The 17,890-nt window shown below is 51.3% G+C and carries 15 protein-coding genes and 1 pseudogene; 7 read left to right on the forward strand and 9 right to left on the reverse strand.

The window, feature by feature from the left end; all coding sequences use genetic code 11:
- Positions 1–115 precede the first annotated feature (115 nt).
- A complete protein-coding gene (adhE, locus tag EVJ33_RS02880; protein WP_131434247.1) occupies positions 116–2,707 on the forward strand; it encodes a bifunctional acetaldehyde-CoA/alcohol dehydrogenase in 2,592 nt (863 codons plus the stop codon).
- Between the two features lie 39 nt (positions 2,708–2,746).
- Here the strand turns inward: adhE and EVJ33_RS15400 are convergent, their stop codons facing one another.
- The 7 genes from EVJ33_RS15400 to nikA form a co-directional block, all read right to left on the reverse strand.
- A complete protein-coding gene (locus EVJ33_RS15400; RefSeq protein ID WP_161566885.1) occupies positions 2,747–2,917 on the reverse strand; it encodes a hypothetical protein in 171 nt (56 codons plus the stop codon).
- 183 nt (positions 2,918–3,100) lie between these two features.
- On the reverse strand, positions 3,101–4,414 hold the full coding sequence (locus tag EVJ33_RS02885) for an MATE family efflux transporter (protein ID WP_131434249.1): 1,314 nt from the start codon (positions 4,412–4,414) through the stop codon (positions 3,101–3,103).
- The gene (locus EVJ33_RS02890) at positions 4,401–5,171 is read right to left on the reverse strand and encodes an ABC transporter ATP-binding protein (protein WP_131434251.1); all 771 of its coding nucleotides are present in this window, start codon (positions 5,169–5,171) and stop codon (positions 4,401–4,403) included. The genes EVJ33_RS02885 and EVJ33_RS02890 overlap by 14 nt, the downstream gene beginning before the upstream one ends.
- Positions 5,155–5,925: an ABC transporter ATP-binding protein gene (locus EVJ33_RS02895; protein ID WP_161566886.1), complete on the reverse strand. Its 771-nt coding sequence runs from the start codon at positions 5,923–5,925 to the stop codon at positions 5,155–5,157. The genes EVJ33_RS02890 and EVJ33_RS02895 overlap by 17 nt, the downstream gene beginning before the upstream one ends.
- 17 nt (positions 5,926–5,942) lie before the next feature.
- Entirely contained in the window at positions 5,943–6,722 is a 780-nt protein-coding gene (locus EVJ33_RS02900; protein WP_131434255.1) for an ABC transporter permease, read from the reverse strand.
- Entirely contained in the window at positions 6,719–7,660 is a 942-nt protein-coding gene (locus EVJ33_RS02905) for an ABC transporter permease (protein ID WP_131434257.1), read from the reverse strand. Before EVJ33_RS02905 ends, EVJ33_RS02900 begins: the two co-directional genes overlap by 4 nt.
- A gap of 1 nt (position 7,661) precedes the next feature.
- The gene (gene nikA / locus EVJ33_RS02910) at positions 7,662–9,131 is read right to left on the reverse strand and encodes a nickel ABC transporter substrate-binding protein (protein WP_236634509.1); all 1,470 of its coding nucleotides are present in this window, start codon (positions 9,129–9,131) and stop codon (positions 7,662–7,664) included.
- 263 nt (positions 9,132–9,394) lie between these two features.
- On the opposite strand from nikA, the gene EVJ33_RS02915 reads away from it, so the two are divergent.
- The 5 genes from EVJ33_RS02915 to EVJ33_RS02935 all read left to right on the forward strand — a co-directional run bounded on the left by EVJ33_RS02915 (position 9,395) and on the right by EVJ33_RS02935 (position 14,685).
- Entirely contained in the window at positions 9,395–10,306 is a 912-nt protein-coding gene (locus tag EVJ33_RS02915; protein WP_131434261.1) for an alpha/beta hydrolase, read from the forward strand.
- 139 nt (positions 10,307–10,445) lie between these two features.
- Entirely contained in the window at positions 10,446–11,192 is a 747-nt protein-coding gene (locus tag EVJ33_RS02920) for a DeoR/GlpR family DNA-binding transcription regulator (RefSeq protein ID WP_131434263.1), read from the forward strand.
- A complete protein-coding gene (gene pfkB, locus EVJ33_RS02925) occupies positions 11,189–12,118 on the forward strand; it encodes a 1-phosphofructokinase (RefSeq protein ID WP_131434264.1) in 930 nt (309 codons plus the stop codon). Before EVJ33_RS02920 ends, pfkB begins: the two co-directional genes overlap by 4 nt.
- Positions 12,115–14,022: a PTS fructose transporter subunit IIABC gene (locus tag EVJ33_RS02930; protein ID WP_131434266.1), complete on the forward strand. Its 1,908-nt coding sequence runs from the start codon at positions 12,115–12,117 to the stop codon at positions 14,020–14,022. Before pfkB ends, EVJ33_RS02930 begins: the two co-directional genes overlap by 4 nt.
- A 141-nt stretch (positions 14,023–14,163) precedes the next feature.
- Complete coding sequence (locus EVJ33_RS02935; protein ID WP_131434268.1) at positions 14,164–14,685, forward strand: GNAT family N-acetyltransferase; 522 nt, start codon at positions 14,164–14,166, stop codon at positions 14,683–14,685.
- Positions 14,686–14,765: 80 nt separating this feature from the next.
- Here the strand turns inward: EVJ33_RS02935 and EVJ33_RS02940 are convergent, their stop codons facing one another.
- Positions 14,766–15,401 (reverse strand): peroxiredoxin-like family protein, encoded by a 636-nt coding sequence (locus EVJ33_RS02940; RefSeq protein WP_131434270.1) that lies wholly within the window; start codon positions 15,399–15,401, stop codon positions 14,766–14,768.
- Between the two features lie 237 nt (positions 15,402–15,638).
- On the opposite strand from EVJ33_RS02940, the gene EVJ33_RS02945 reads away from it, so the two are divergent.
- On the forward strand, positions 15,639–17,612 hold the full coding sequence (locus EVJ33_RS02945; protein ID WP_236634510.1) for a methyl-accepting chemotaxis protein: 1,974 nt from the start codon (positions 15,639–15,641) through the stop codon (positions 17,610–17,612).
- Between the two features lie 148 nt (positions 17,613–17,760).
- Here EVJ33_RS02945 and EVJ33_RS15590 read toward each other — a convergent pair.
- Positions 17,761–17,890, reverse strand: a pseudogene (locus tag EVJ33_RS15590) (transposase); the annotation flags it as partial.

The following is a 17,890-nucleotide window of genomic DNA, read 5'->3' on the forward strand; positions in this document are numbered from 1 at the left end:
GTTGTATTCTATGAATGTGAAGGAAAGCACAAACTCTTATCAAACGAACGGCTCGTACCCAGTGCTTCCCATCAAGTCAGCAGTATAAGCTCTCATTCATGAGGAGGAACCTAACATGGCAGTTAAAGAGAAAGCAGTAGTGGAAACATCAGCAGAACAGATGGTCGACACGCTCGTCACACGAGCACACACGGCGCTCGAGACATTAATGACGTTTGATCAAGAGAAAATCGATGCAATCGTTCAAGCGATGGCGCTCGCAGGACTCGAGCAGCACGTTGCACTTGCAAAACATGCATATGAAGAAACAGGTCGTGGTGTATTTGAAGATAAGATGATCAAAAACATCTTCGCGACAGAATATATTTATAACTCACTTCGTGGTGAGAAGACGGTCGGTGTCATCGAAGATGATGAGCAGAACGGTATCACATACATCGCCGAGCCGGTCGGTGTCGTCGCCGGGGTCACACCGGTCACAAACCCGACATCAACGACGATGTTCAAAGCGATCATCGCCATCAAAACACGTAACCCGATCATCTTCGGTTTCCACCCGTCGGCACAACAGTGTTCAAGTGAAGCGGCCCGCATCCTTCGTGACGCAGCCATCGAAGCCGGTGCACCGGAACATTTAATCCAATGGGTTGAAAAACCGTCACTCGACGCAACGAAAGCACTGATGAACCACCCAGGAGTCGCTATGGTCCTCGCAACAGGCGGTGCGGCGATGGTCAAATCAGCCTATTCGACTGGTAAACCGGCCCTCGGTGTCGGTCCTGGTAACGTCCCAGCCTACATCGACAAGACAGCAAAAGTAAAACGTGCCATCTCGGACGTCATCTTGTCGAAAACGTTCGATAACGGGATGATCTGTGCATCTGAACAAGCGATTATCGTCGACCAAGAAGTTTACGAAGAAGTGAAAGCCGAAATGACGGCGCTCGGTTGCTACTTCTGCTCACCAGAAGAGAAAGCAAAACTCGAGACACTCGTCATTAAAACAGACACGTGTGCGGTCAACCCTGAAATCGTCGGGAAGCCGGCAGCCTGGATTGCTGAGAAAGCTGGACTTACAGTTCCAGCCGATACGAAAATCTTGATTGCCGAACTCGAGACGGTCGGTGCGACGGAGTTGCTCTCACATGAGAAACTCAGCCCGGTGCTCGGAGCTTATAAAGTTCAATCACGTGAAGAAGGATTCGCCATCGCTGAGAAGATGCTTGAAATCGGCGGTCTCGGACATACAGCTGCGATTCACTCGACAGATGACGACGCGATTCTCGCATTCGGACTCCGGATGAAAGCTTGCCGGATCATCGTCAACTCGCCAACGGCACACGGCGGAATCGGTGACCTCTATAACGAAATGACACCATCACTCACACTCGGTTGTGGGTCGTACGGTAAAAACTCCGTCTCTGAGAACGTGACGGCGAAACATCTACTCAACGTGAAAAAGGTGGCGAGACGTCGCGTGAACATGCAATGGTTTAAAGTCCCTGAAAAGATTTACTTTGAGAAAAACTCGGTCCAATACCTTCAATCGCTCACATCGAAAAAACGGGCGATGATCGTCACGGACGAAATGATGGTCAAACTCGGATTTGCCGATAAAGTCGTCAAAAACTTGCCGGCTGGTGTCGAGTACCGCATCTTCGACCAAGTCGAGCCAGACCCATCGGTTGAGACGGTCATGCGTGGTGCCGAAGCGATGCGTCACTTCCAACCAGACATGATTATCGCACTCGGTGGTGGATCACCGATGGATGCCGCGAAAGGCATGTGGCTCTTCTACGAACGCCCAGAAGAGAAGTTCTCGAACCTTCGCCAAAAATTCATGGATATCCGCAAGCGGACGTACAAGTTCCCGACACTCGGCAACAAGTCGATGTTCGTCGCCATCCCGACAACATCAGGTACGGGTTCTGAAGTGACACCGTTCACGGTCATCACGGATAAGAAACGCAACGTCAAATACCCGATCGCTGACTATGCGATCACACCGGACGTCGCCATCGTCGACCCTGAGTTCGTCATGACGGTCCCAGCTTCAATCACGGCTGATACAGGTATGGACGTATTGACACACGCCATCGAAGCGTACGTTTCGGTCATGGCAAACGACTATACAGACGGACTCGCGCTTCGTTCGATGAAGATGATCTTCGATTACCTCCCGAAAGCGTATGAGAACGGCAGTGACGCCGAAGCGCGTCAGAAAGTCCACAACGCATCGACAATGGCTGGTATGGCGTTCGCGAACGCGTTCCTCGGTATCAACCACTCGATCGCACACAAAATCGGTGGCGAGTTCCACGTCCCACACGGACGGACGAACGCGATCCTTATGCCGCACGTCATCCGCTATAATGCGACACGCCCATCGAAACTCGCGGCGTTCCCGAAATATGAGTCATTCATCGCCGACGAGCGTTACGCTGAAATCGCGCGCTACCTCGGACTTCCAGCCAGCACGACGGAAGAAGGCGTCGAGTCGCTCATCCAAGCGGTCATCGAGCTCGGCCAGCGCTTGAACATCAAGCTCTCGTTCAAAGCACAAGGCATCAAGAAAGCGGACCTCGACGCGAAAGTCGACAAGATGGCAGTCGACGCGTTCGAAGACCAATGTACGACGGCCAACCCGAAAATGCCGCTCGTTGAAGAATTGAAAGAGATTATGTACGCTGCATACGAAGGCGTATAAAGAACGAAAGGCGACCACTCAAACGAGTGGCCGCCTTTTTTATGCAATCAGGGAGAGTCCCATGAACAGGAGAATAACGGATAAAGCGATGACGTTGATCCAAACGACGATTGCGATGGCAATCTCGGCCCACTTTTTTCCCCGTAAGCCGAAATAAATTAGGAACGCATAAAAAATGAGACCGCCGACCAATCGATACACGGAGGTCATGTCTGAACTCATATCGTATACATGTTGCACTGTATTGAGTAGAGCCAGGAGGAGGAAAGCGTATAGGTAGCGTTTTTTCTTTCGTTGTTGATTCGGATAAATCGAATTCAAAGGCTGCACCAACCATCTCTTGATTTTCATATTTCTGTCTTTCCAATGTAGAATACCTTGTCACTATACCATTTAAGAGCGGTGAGATGGTGAGAACAAACGGTTTCGCCTTCTACGTTCATTAATCCCTAAGGAGAGCGAGCGAGTAAGACTGAAGCAAAGGAATGCTATCCAAATCCCGTGGTTCCCGACGGTTGGGAAGAGCATGATGACTAGGCTTGTAAAGACAACGAACGCATAAATGATTGAGTTACGGACGGGCCGTGCGTCCCCGATTCCAGCAAAGACACCTTCATATAACATGGCCAAACCACCGACGAGCGGATAAATCAGAATCCACATATAGTATGTTTCAATCGTTGAGCGGAGCGTTATATCTTCCGTGAAGAGGCGAATGATTCCTTGTTGTGCCACCGACAACAATAAAGTGATCCCAATTGTTGACCATACGATAAACCGTGAGGCGATTTGAACGGTAAGTCGATAGGATTCTATCGATTTTTGCCCGATCGCGCGACCAATCAAGACGGTAGCAGCTTGTCCAATCCCACTGAACCAATAGGCGATTAAGTACTGCAATTGAAACAAGATGGCGTTCGCACTTAACGTCTCGACGCCTTGTCTCGCACCGAGCGACGTGAACCAGGCCGTCATGAGAAGTAAAAAGACAGTCCGGATGAACAAGTCACGGTTGACGGTCAAATAAGTAAAATAGGCACCGACGTTCATCAAATCGCGGGCGCTTTGAGCGGAGTAAGTAATACGGCCATGAATGAACAACCAACCGAACCCGAACGTCATCACTTCTGACAAACTCGTCGCGACAGCGATTCCGGCGACCGGGTCATCAAACATACGGATGAACCAAACGTCTAAGAGGATGTTGAGTACATTCCCCCCGATTTGAATCACTAGAGCAGTCCGCACACGCCCGTGTCCGATTAGCCAGCCGAGTATAACATACGTGCCGAGTGAGAAAGGAGCAGCGTAAAGTCGCGTCGTGATGTACGTCCGAACTGAATCGGCCATCGACGCATCGGTCACGAGTAGATGGATGGCCGATTCCCGAATCGGAATCAAGAACAAGACAAAACTGGTTCCGACGAAAAACGCGATGACGAGTGGCCGGAACAAACTCATTTGAGCAAGGTTCAAGTCGTTTTGACCGAGCGCTTGCGCCGTGAAACCGCTCGTGCTGATTTTTAAAAACCCGAATAGCCAATAGAGCGTGTTGAACACGACCGCACCGATGGCGACCGCACCGATCGCGGTCAATTGGCCCGTGTTCGCAATGACGATTGTATCGACGACGCCGAGCAGCGGTGTCGAGAAGCCGGCGAGCACAAGCGGATAGGCGATGAGCCAGAATGATTTAGCCGAGACCATTCAAGGACCGACCTTTCTCGACAAAGGCGTCACGCAACGCGGTCGTGTATGGATGGCGCGCATCGTCAAACAATTCATCGGTACAGAATGCGTCGACAATCGTCCCTTCAGACAAGACGAGAATCCGATTGCACAGTTTCGATACGACCGATAAATCATGAGAGATAATTAAAAACGCCGTGGATTGGTCGCGATGATAGGACTGTAGCATCTCGACGATATGATGTTGGGTGAGCGTGTCGAGCGCTGTGGTCGCTTCGTCTAACAGGACGAGTTGGGGATTGAGGCTAAGTGACCTGGCGATGGCGGCCCGTTGCTTCTGTCCTCCGCTCAACTCTCGAGGATACGAGGTCATACATGTGTACGGAAGTTCCACGATATCACACAAATGGGCCAACTTGGTCGCTTCTTCACTCGGTTCAATCATTCGAAAATGACGAAGCGGCTCCAAAATTGAGTCTGTTAGCGTCCATCGCGGATTGAATGACTCGGAGCTATCTTGAAACACGGCTTGAACGCGTTGCCTCATTGACTTGATTTCTTTACGTGAAGCGGTGTGCCAAGACAGATCACATAAGCGAATCTCGCCAGCATCGATTGACTCCAGGCCGAGAATACAACGGGACAACGTGCTCTTCCCACTTCCGCTCGTCCCAATCAAACCGACCGATTCGCCAGCCTGAACCGTGAACGTCACATCACGTAGCACGGGCTGGTCATTATAGTTCTTCGAGACGTTTTCAACGTGTAATAACATGTTCGAGTCGATCCTTCCGTTTTAAAACTGGTGCCGCCTGAAGTAAGGATTGGGTGTACGGGTCCGTCGAGGTGAGTAGGTGCTCGCGGTCTCCTGCGTCGACGATGCGTCCGTCTTTCATGACGAGAATGTGGTCGGCATAGGTCATCGCCTCGGCCAAGTCATGGGAGACCCACAGCATGCTCGACGTTTGCCCGATCATCGCCTTCAACCATTCGGTGACCTGCCGAGCCGTCAATACGTCGAGCGAGTTCGTGATTTCGTCTGCGATGATGAGCTTCGGCTGAAGAATACTCGCGAGCAACAGGCAAAACCGCTGCAACTGACCACCGCTCAGCTCGCCCGGATAGCGATACAAAAGTTCTTCCGATAAATGAACTTCGGCCATGATGGCACGGATTCGGTCTTCGTCGTACGCCTGGTCATGACTGGCGAACAAATCTCGAATATGCGCATCCATCGTCAAGAACGGGGCGAACGAAGTCGTATACTGTTGTGGGATATAGCCAATCTCGCATCCGTAAATTGAACACGTGTTACTAGCCGCTTCGATTTCTTGGTCGTTCCAAAAAATCGACCCAGTCGACTGAAGAGTGGCCGGAAGCATCTGCAGAATCGATTTGACGAGAAGCGATTTGCCGCTCCCGCTTGCGCCAACGAGGCAGACCCATTCGTTTCGTTCGATGGCGAGGGAGACGTCTTGTAGAAGTAAACGCTCGCCTTGCTTGATGGAAAGGTGATCGATGAGTAACATACGTTTCCTCCTCCTTCTCAAATTTGAAAATGACGTGTCAACTTTGCCGAGAGTCTCGTCGACCCGATAATGGTTAACACGATGCATAATGCCGGCCAAAAAACGAGCATCGGGTTCGTTACAAGATAATGTCGTCCTTCACTGATCATTCCGCCCCACTCAGGGAAAGGCAATTGGACACCCAATCCGATGAAGGAGAAGGCGGAGATGAGCAAGATGACCTTTCCGAGGTCGAGACTCATGACGACGAGAACATGCGGACAGACGGCAGGCAGCACGTGCCGGAGGGCGATCTTCGGTTTCGTAAGACCGTTCACGCGCGCAGCGAGAACGTGTCCTTTCGTGCTCTCTTGCAAGACGAGCGTATGCACGAGCCTCGTATAGGACGTCCACTTAATCAAACTAATGGCGAGCACAAGGCTTTGAATGCTTGGACCTAAGACTCCGGCGAGCACGATGGCGAGTACGGTATCGGGAAAGATGATGGTCGCATCTGTCACTTTTGTGACGATTGGTTCCAATCTGCGATAGACGAATCCGCTCATCGTGCCTAATAGAACGCCAATTGTCGCTGTGACGAGGACAATGGCAGTACTCAATCCGACCGTGATCCCGCCTGCGAGAAGAAGTCGCGAAAAAATGTCTCGACCTAAATGATCGGTGCCGAGTAGGTTCTGTTGCGACGGTTCGGCGAGTCGATTTGTCACATCCGTCACGAACGGGTCAGCCATCGAGGTGATCGCATACAGCACGGCAAAAAATAAGCACCCGCAAATGATGAAAAAGTGCTTTTTCATCGCGACACATCCTTTCGGTAAAGGTGAGGTTGGAGCAGACGTAACATGCCATTGGTCACAAGGTTGATGCTCGCGACTAAACAAGTCGTGAAGACGAGATAGCCCTGTAAGACCGGGAAATCGCGGCGCAACACAGAATCCACCATCAATTTGCCTACCCCGGGATAAGCGAACAACACTTCGAGTACGACGACACCACCCATAAGACTTGCCACGCTTACGCCGAACATTGAGATGACAGGCGGTAACGCTGCGCGGGTGATATAGCGAATCAATACCGTTCTGGAACGGATTCCGCGAACTCTTGCCATCGCGACGTAATCCGATGCCATCACATCGAGTAATGTTGAGCGGATGAGCCGGATGTAGACACATCCGACGGCAATGCCTAACGTCAGAGACGGTAAGACGAGACTGTCCCAACCATTTCGACCCATTACGGGAAACCACTGAAGGGACACGGCGAACACATACATTAGGATCAACCCGATTAAAAAGCTCGGGACCGATGATCCGACGACTGACAGTCCCGTCGCGAGCTTGGCAGAGACAGACTTTGGTCGGAACGCACTGATGGTGCCGAACGGCACGGCAAGCGCAATCGCCACAAAGATCCCTCCGGCGGCAAGTTCAAACGTCGCAGCATAGTTGTCCATAAACAATTGAGTTACCGGTTGTCCCGTGATGAGTGAGTTCCCTAAATTCAATTGCAATACTTGCGTGAGCCAGTTCACGTATTGGACCCAAACCGGAGCAGTGAACCCTAGCTCCTCGCGGAGGCGGTCAATCTCGGCGACATCGACGTTCAATTCATCGACTTTTAGTAAATAGAGGACGGGGTCCCCCGGAACGAGACGTAGAAGCAGGAAACTGAAAAAAGTGAAGACTAGAAAGGCTAGTCCCCACTCAAGTGATTTACGTGCCACGAATCGCTTCATCTCACAACACTTCCAAGTCTTTTGTGATCATATAATATTCACTCTTTTCAGTGACCCACCCACGGACGTTGTCTTTCAAAGCGACATTTGTTGAAGGGTGGACCAAGAAGGAATTGATGACGCGCTCATCGACATATTGTGCGATCTCTTCGGTCGTTTGGTCGCGTTGATCACGGTCGACCGTCTGATTCAAGCGGTCAATCATCTGTGTCAGCGCCGTATCTTCTACACCGCTGAAATTCAATGCACCGTCGGGATAGAACGTGGCGTTCAAATAATAGCCGCCATCGCCGCGAGGTGCGGTCAAGTTGCTATATGTCGCCAAGTCCCAATCTCGCTCGGATGCCATATATTCCTCGGGTGTGTCAATCATTTGAATATCGATGGTAATCCCGACTTGTTTTGCATCAGATTGAATCAACTGTGCGATAAGTGGTAAATCAGGACGGGCGCTATACGTCAACAGTTTCAATTGGACCGGGTTACCGTCTTTAGTCAATAACCCATCAACCTGCTCGTAACCGTCTTGTTCGAGCAAGTCGGCAAGGTCTTCCTCCTCATCAGAAGGATAGGCAGGGGCAAACGGGAACGATGGTAAGAACGGCCCGACAGCAGGTGAAGCGTAGCCGTTCAAGATGCCGTCAACGATTTGTTCTCGGTTGATGAGCGAGTCGATGAGTCGACGCATGGCAAGTGACTGCATGTGTTCCCGTTCCAGGTTCATCGTCAGCTGATGAACACGAAACGTTTCGGCCTTATCGACGACGAGCCCGTCCTGTTCTAATGTGTCGATCATCTCGATTTCGGGACGATAGACGATGTCTGCTTCGCCGGACCGGAGCGCCATCGTCCGCGAGCCCGGATCTTCATTGAACGTGAACGTGACCGTATCGAGTTTCGGTTGCCCATCCCAATATGCGCCATGGCGTTCCAGTTGAATGTTCGAGCCAGGTTGGAACGACGTCACTTGATAAGGGCCAGTCCCGACAGGCTTTTGATCGATGGCATCATCCGCAGTGACGTCAATGATCGATGTGTTCGGATGGACCAGTTCATTGACGAGTTCTGGATATGGTATGGTCGTCTCAATGAGGAGGCTAGATGCTTCCGGCGTGATTGATTTGATGCGCAACGCGCTACGTAACCCGACATTCTCTTCGATGGAGCGGTCGAGTGATTGTTTGACCGCCTGTGCGTCGAGCAGTTTTCCATTGTGGAACGACACGTTTTCTCGTATGTAAATGCGCCACGTCGTTTCGTTCACTTGTTCGAACGATTGGGCGAGCCATGGGTCGACGGATAACGTCTCATCGTTCAGTTTGAACAGTGTTTCGGTAACGCCGGCTCGAAGCGGCACGTAGCTAGTGTCACGATGCGGGTCGAGTGATTGCGTCGAGAAATTATAGACGAAATGTAAATGCTGGTTGCTTTGGCTTGAGTCGTTGCAGGCGGATAGAAATAGGAAAGGCATTACACATATAACCGCAAGGAAATATTTCATGGAGTCTACATCCTTCTTTCAAATTGTAATGATTACGCATTACATCATAGCGTAATGATTACGATGTATCAACGACTATTTTTCTGATGGATTATAGAAGGTCGTACGAATATGAAGTTGACTTGATATGTGTTAAATGATGACATCGGTCGTCACATGAATCGAGTGATGGACTACTTGTTTTACTCGAAACACGTTTGATTGTCCGTTATGATGAAAGGGGAGGCGATATGATGGAACGACAACTGAACGTGACAACGAATTATGGACAACTGGCCGGTACATGGCTGACCCACGGCGAACCGCGAAAGACGGTCATCCTCTTGAGCGGGAGCGGGCCGAGCGACCGAGACGGCAATCTCGGTCCATCCCAATTCGGCACGTATAAAAAACTAGCCGAGGCGCTCTTCGAGATGGGCGTCAACGTCTATCGGTATGACAAACAAGGCATCGGAGAATCAGACGGTGATTTCAATAAAGTCGGGCTGCACGACCTAGTGACAGACGCGATCACCGTCGTCAACGCCATCAAACAGGAGCCGGATGCAGGTGACATGTACGTGCTCGGCCATAGCGAAGGGGCCGTCATCGCCCCGGCGGTTCAGCTCGAGACGAACGCGGCCGGACTGATTCTTCTCGCCGGATTCAACGATTCCTCGAAGAAGATGTTTTTGTTACAAGCCGACGCACTCGCAACTGAAGTCGGTTCGGTGAAAGGACTTAAGGGCGTGTTCTATCGATTGACCGGCGTCCCGAAGAAGATTCGCCAGCGCCAAGACGATTTGCTCGAACGATCGCTTCGGACGAACGTCGCTGCCTTCAAGTACCGCGGCCAAGTCGTCAACGCCAAATGGATTCGCGAGCATGCATCATACGACGTCCGGGAGCGGCTCGAACATGTGCGTGTTCCCGTACTCGCTCTTACCGGCGACCGTGACGTTCAAGTGCCGCCGGAGCATGTCCATTCGATTCGGACGAAAGGGGACGTCGACAGCTACATCATCCACGACATGAATCACTTGCTCGTCGAACGCACTAACCCGCACTCGCTCCTCACGTTGCATAAAGAATACCGGGAAGCGATCGAAGCACCACTCCATCCCGAACTCATCCAAAAATTGAACGATTGGTTGATAAAACAATGACGAACTACCAAAAACGGTCACTAAGTGACCGTTTTTTATGTTATAATTGTGACAGATTTAAAAATAGTGAATGATTTTGAATGTTTATGATTGTTTTTTAAATGAAAACGCTTTATATTAGAGCTACGGAGGGAATACGATGTTAACGAAGCAACGACATCAACTGATTTTGCAACGTCTGTCGGAGCAAAAAATTGTCAAATTGAAAGAATTGGTCGAGTTGACGGCATCGTCGGAGTCGACGATTCGCCGGGATTTGACCGACCTCGAAGCCGAAGGCTATCTCGCACGTGTTCATGGCGGCGCAACGCTCGTGGCACGCAACGAAGAAGAGCCGACGTTCGAGGAAAAACGAGATCAACACGTCGATGAAAAAGTTGCGATTGCACGGAAGGCCGCAACGTTCATCAAAGACGGGATGTCCGTCTATCTCGATGCCGGGACGACGACGCAAGCGATGGTTCCTTTCTTAGATGGAAAAGACGTGATCGTCGTGACGAACAGCTTACCGATCGCCAACGATTTGTTCGACCTCGATATCAAGACGTTCGTGATCGGCGGCGAGTTGAAGCGTTCGACGCAAGCGCTCGTCGGCTATAACGCTCGCGAGAGCATGATGAACTATCGGGTCGACCTCGCCTTTCTCGGCATTAACGGCGTCGACTTAGAAGCCGGGTACACGACCCCGGACCCGGAAGAGGCACTCGTCAAAAAAACTGCGATCGACTTGGCACGTGAAGCGTACATCTTGGCGGACGATTCAAAATTCGGGAAACGTTCGTTCAGCCGGGTGGCTCCGCTCGAAGCGGCCACGCTCGTCACGTTTGGCGACATGCCATATGTCAGCTCGATCCAATCAATTACAAAGGTGGTGAACGCCCAATGATTTACACATTAACACTCAATCCCTCAATCGATTATTACGTCACCCTCCCTGAAGTCGTCCTCGGTGAAGTCAATCGGATTCAAGAGACGACACAACGAGCCGGTGGAAAAGGGATCAACGTCGCGTTCGTCTTACGTGAATACGACGTCGACACGGTCGCCCTCGGATTCGTCGGCGGCACGACTGGAGACTTCATCAAGAAGGCGTTGACAGACAAAGGCGTCCAAACCGATTTCGTCGAAGTCGATGGACAGACACGAATCAACGTCAAGATCCGGGCGCAAGAAGAGACGGAATTGAATGCGAGCGGTCCTGTCATCTCGGATACGGAACTTGAACGGTTGACGCGACAATTCGATCACATCCAACGTGGCGATATCGTCGTGCTCGCCGGAAGCATTCCTGGCAACCTGCCGGACACGCTCTATCGAACGCTCGCTGAGACGGTTCGGGCGAACGGTGCCGAGTTCGTCGTCGATACGACGAAGGAAGCGATGCTTGAAGTGCTCGCACTCAAACCGCTTATGATCAAACCGAACCACCATGAACTCGGTGAACTGTTCGATACAGACATCGAGACGTTTGAACAGGCGCTCCCATACGCGGAGCAGTTGGTCGAACGCGGTGCTCAAAACGTGATCGTCTCGTTCGCCGGTGATGGTGCCATGCTCGTCAACGCTTCAGGCGCCTTTACGGCGAATACACCGAGCGGTAAACTTGTCAACTCGGTCGGCGCAGGCGATTCACTCGTCGCCGGATTCGTCGCCAACATTCTAGACCACGACGCAACCGAGGCGTTCCGCTATGCGGTCACGACCGGCAGCGCGTCTGCATATACGTTCGGGCTGTGCACAAAACAAGACGTGGACCGCTTGGTCGGCGAAGTCAGCGTCACCCCACTATCTCGATTGGAGGAAACAACATGAACATCACGGACCTTCTTAAAAAAGACACGATTCAACTGAATCTCCGCAGCCGTTCGAAAGCCGAAGTCATCGAAGAACTCGTCGACGTGCTCGACCGCGCCGGCAAACTATCGGACCGCAACGGCTATCGCGACGCAATCCTCGCACGTGAAGCACAAAGTACGACTGGACTCGGTGAAGGGATTGCCATCCCACACGCGAAGACGAAAGCCGTCAAACAACCGGCCATCGCTTTCGGACGCTCGGAAGGCATCGATTACGAGGCACTCGACGGCCAAGACAGCCGCTTGTTCTTCATGATCGCAGCCGGAGAGCACGCCAATAACGAACACTTGGAAACACTTTCGAAATTATCTGTCTTCCTTATGGATCCAGCGTTCCAAGAACGTCTCTATGCAGCCACGTCAGAAGATGACGTCATCCGGGCCATCGAAGAAAAAGAAGCAGCTGAGGCGGCTCCTGTCGCTTCGAAACCGGTTCAAGCAGACGCGCCTTACATCCTTGCCGTCACGGCTTGTCCAACAGGTATCGCCCACACGTACATGGCCGCCGACAGCTTGAAGCAAAAAGCGGAAGCGATGGGTGTTGACATTAAAGTCGAGACGAATGGATCGACGGGCGTCAAAAATGAATTGACAGCGGCTGATATCTCGAAAGCGACTGCCATTATCGTCGCAGCCGATAAAGCCGTCGAGATGGACCGTTTCGCAGGTAAACACGTCATCGAAGTGCCGGTCGCCCAAGGCATCCGGAAGCCGGAAGAGTTGATCAACCGGGCCGTGAAACAAGACGGACCTGTCTATCAAGCAACTGGTAAATCAGGTCAGCCAAAAGAACAGCGCACCGGTATCTACAAGCACTTGATGAGCGGGGTATCTGCGATGCTTCCTCTCGTCGTCGCTGGTGGTCTCTTGATTGCCCTCAGTTTCTTCTGGGGCATCAACTCGGCTAACCCGGATGACCCGTCATACAACGAATTCGCCGCCCAACTCATGACAATCGGTGGCGCGGCGTTCGGCTTCCTCGTTCCGATTCTTGCTGGTTTCATCGCGATGTCGATTGCCGACCGTCCAGGTCTCGCACCAGGTCTCGTCGCCGGGGCACTCGCAAGCCAAGGGAACGCAGGATTCCTCGGTGGACTCATCGCCGGTTTCTTGGCAGGTTATGTCGTCCTCTTCTTGAAGAAAGCGCTCGCGAAATTGCCGGCTACACTTGAAGGAATCAAGCCAGTTCTATTGTATCCGCTACTCGGCTCATTCATCTCTGGGATGATCATGTTACTCGTCGTCAACGAACCGATTGCCGCACTTATGACGTGGTTGATGGAAACACTGAATAGCATGAGCGGCGCGAACGCCATCTTGCTCGGTGTCATCGTCGGTGGAATGATGGCCGTCGATATGGGCGGTCCGATCAACAAGACAGCATACGTCTTCGGTACAGCGGCCCTTACTGCCGGTAACCAAGAAGTCATGGCAGCCGTCATGGCTGGTGGGATGGTGCCACCACTTCTCGTCGCACTCGCGTCTACAGTGTTCGCTCGTCAGAAGTTCTCGAAACAAGAACGTGAAGCCGGAAAGACCGCGTATATCATGGGTGCCTCATTCATTACGGAAGCAGCCATCCCGTTCGCAGCGGCTGACCCGGTCCGTGTATTGCCGTCAGCGATTCTTGGATCTGCCATCGCCGGTGGATTGTCAGCATTCTTCGCCATCCAATTGCCAGCGCCACATGGTGGGATCTTCGTCTTCCCACTCCTTGAAGGAGCAGGTAACGTCGCGATGAGTATGGGTCTTTACGCTCTTGCGATTCTCGCCGGAGCATTGATTGGAGCACTTCTCCTCTCATTCTTGAAAAAACCGTTAACATCGTCTACACAGGTTCAATCAAAAGAAGTTGCATAATCAACGAGAGACGTTGCCTCAGTGCAGGTGGCGTCTCTTTTTTTGTGATGGAAGAACGCCCAAAAATCATGTAATCTTGGATTGTGAGTTGGGGATTTGTGGTAAACTATTTGTAAAGCTTCGGGTTAGGAGGGGGTCACATTGGACATTCGGGTCGCCAAACCAGATGATGTGTATGGGATTGCGAGAGTGCGTGTGAACGGATGGCGTACGACCTATCGAGGGATTGTACCGTCGGAGTATTTATTAAAAGTTTCGTCCGGTTCCATCGAATGGGCCAAGCGGTTGCGGACAGCGCTCCATCGGCAGGAAGTAGCCGGTTTTGTGGCGATTGTGGATGATGAGATTGTGGGCTTCGTCCTTTACGGTAAAGAACGTACAGGGGAGTATCCGAACCATACGAACGAAGTATATGCCATCTATATTTTGGAGAATCATCAAGGGAACGGAATCGGGTCCGCTCTCCTTGAACATGCCGTCCAATCAATGTGTGAGGCAGGACTCTTGATCTGGGCGCTTGAGATGAATCCATTCCGTACATTTTATGAGCGGAAACAAGGACAAGTCATCGACCAAAAAGATCGGGAGTTTGGCGAATTGTTACTCCGCGAAGTGGCATATGGTTGGGAAACGACCCGTCATGATTCAATTATGGGGGCTTAAGCTTAGTGACCGTAGAACTCTCTACGGTCTTCTTTTTTTATAACAGAGGAGGAGATGACGCTTGTCATCTCCTCCGCTTTTTATAATGTTCCGATGACTGTTTTCGGGTCGACACGTTCCGTATAATCAGTAGGCACATCACTGAATGAGATCGTGCCATCTGGTTGAATGATGAATGTCGCTGGCTTCGGAAGCTGCCAGTCCTCATTCCCGTTATGTGCATCGACGTGAAGTCCGGATGCTTCGTAAATCTCAATTAAGTAATCAGGCATATCAAAGACGAGATCGAATTGTCGCGCGACTTGGTTGTCCACGTCGCTCAACACGTAAAAGTCGAGCTCGTTCTTTTCTTTTGTCGATAGCGAATAATCTGGCGTTTCCGGGCTGATGGCCACGAGTGTCGCGCCTTTTTCCTCGATTTGTGCCAGTTCTCGCTGATACGCTCGGAGTTCGAGGTTACAGTAGGGGCACCATCCACCTCGATAAAACGTGACGATGACAGGTCCTTTTTGAAGAAGTGCCTTCAAATCGATTTGAGTTCCGTCCGCATGAGGCAATTCAAACATCGGTGCTTGATCGCCTACTGCTAGACCGGACGCCATCCCCGAATCTTTCAATTCTTGCGTCGCCTGTGCCATCAATCGTTGCTTTTCGGCTGGTGCTTTTTGTTTGAATTGTTCTTTATACGATTTGATTTCTTGCAATAATGTATTCATCGTTTTACCCCCTTTTCCGATATGGTAACTTAACGCATCTAGGATTACAAATATGAAGATTTTCTTATACACGTTTAAAGGATGAAACTCCACTTCAATTCTTGAAAAATAATTTCTGAATAATTCAATCAACTATAAAGAACTATATTTCCTAACCGATATTGTGAATAACCCAAGGACCGTGCTTCATCATATTGATGGTTCTTGAACATTTTATTCGGGGTAAGGAGATGTTTTATGAAACGGAATCGCACGATTACCATTAAACAAAAATTGATTACCATGTCTTTAGTGTTATTATTGATTCCTTCTTTATTGATTGGATTCGTCGCTTACAGTCAAGCGAAGCAAAAAATTAGTGATCAAATCATGCAGTCGGCCCACGCGGGAGTGGAGCGGATGAACGATGAAATTACGAACTTGATTGAGCCAATCCAGCGCGATGTCGCATTCTTTGCGGGGCGGATTGATTCGTCCCTCTATGAGGCGGGAGAAGAGAATTTAGAACTTGAAGAGAAGTTTCTCGAATATTTGGAGACGCATCCGAACGTGACGAACATTTACTATGCCTCGACCGGTGGAGAGATGACAATATATCCGGCGCAGGAGTTGCCGGATGATTACGATCCACGGACTCGTCCGTGGTATGAGGCCGCCGAAGCAGCTGGCGGAAACGTCGTCGTGACGGATCCATACGTCGATGCGTCCTCAAACAAGATGATGGTCACGCTGTCGCAGACAGGGTCAGACGGTCGCGGGGTCATCGCGGTCGATGTCGAGGTCGACGATATTGCGGCTGTCGCGGCGAACATCCAAATCGGGAAAGAGGGCTATGTGACAATCCTTGATGCGCAACAGCAGTTTGTCACGCATCCGACGATCGCAGTCGGGGAAAAAGGGGAAGGAAATTGGATTGAGCCGCTCTATTCGGAAGAAGCGGGGCAATTTGCCTATGAATTTGAGAACAAAGGTAAACAGATGGATTTCATGACGAACGAGTTGACGCAATGGAAAATTGCCGGGACGCTTTATGATGAGGAAATCACGAATGAGACATCCGGAATCTTATGGACGACCGTTGGAGTGATCGGATTGATGCTCGTCTTGGCAGCCGGCCTATTATACGTCATCCTCCGCTCCATTATACGCCCGTTGAATCGTTTGACGGTCGGAGCTGAACGGATTCAAGCCGGTGATTTGACGGAAGACATCGTCGTCGAATCGAATGATGAAGTCGGTCGTGTCGCTGCGAGTTTCAACGAGATGACCCGTTCGCTTCGCACCATCATTCAAAGTCTAGACCAATCAATCGGTCAAGTTGCTGCTTCATCACAGGAGCTGATGGCTAACTCGGCGCAGAACACGGCCGCCTCAGAACAAATCGCCGGAGCCGTTCAACAGATGGCCGCCGGTGCGGATGACTCGAAACGTCAACTCGACGATAACGCCGTCTCGCTACAAGCCATCACGGGCGGCATTATGCGAATCGCTGAGAGCTCGACGGATGTCTCTGAATTGTCGCGCGAGACCGCACTCGAGGCCGAGGATGGGACGACTGCCGTCACGGAAAATGTGGCGCAGATGCAAGCAATCGACTCGTCGGTTGAGACGTTCGGGACAGTTATTCACTCACTTGCTGAGCGTTCGAACGAGATTGGGAATATCGTCGACGTCATTAACGGCATCGCGACCCAGACGAACTTACTCGCCTTGAACGCTGCGATTGAAGCAGCACGGGCCGGCGAGAACGGGAAAGGCTTCGCCGTCGTCGCGAGCGAAGTCCGGAAGTTAGCCGAACAATCCCAGCAGTCGACGAAACAGATCTCCGAATTGATTGAGAACATCAAGCAAGAGACGGAGCGTTCGGTCCAGTTGATGAAAGAAGTGTCAGCCCATACGAAAGCCGGGCTCGAGACGACGGAAAATACGGCCAAGCGTTTCCAAAAAATTATGACACAAACGCAGGCGATGACGCCACGTATCGAGGACGTGACGGCTACGGTCGAAGAGATTGCGGCGAACGTCGAGGAAGTATCAGCCGCGGCGACACAAATGGCGCATATCGCCGATGGGAACTCGATCGCCTCGAAGCAAGTAGCGGCGACGACCGAGGACCAACTCGGCTCGATGGAAGAGATTGCGCAATCTGCAAAGGCGCTTGCGGATATGGCGGAAGAGTTGCAAGAGATTGTCTCAAAATTTAATATATAAAAAGAGGATGCCTGTGCATCCTCAGGCTGTTGACGAACCCATTCGCTTTTGGCGAATGGGTTCGTCTTTTTTTGTGTTCAACGAGCTCGAGGCGCTCTGCCCGACATAAAATTGAATAAATGCTATGTAGACGGTCGTTTTCGGCCAACAGGTTGGCCAGTTTCTTCATATTTTGTGCGGTCGCTGCCACCAGGTTGGCGCGGTCCACCGCCTCTTTCCCCCGGTAGAACGTGAAGCGGAGACCGTGGAGCTCCTTCCCGTCGGCGAACGAGCGCTCC

This window comes from Exiguobacterium sp. SL-10, assembly GCF_004337025.1.
Taxonomy (GTDB): Bacteria; Bacillota; Bacilli; order Exiguobacteriales; family Exiguobacteriaceae; genus Exiguobacterium.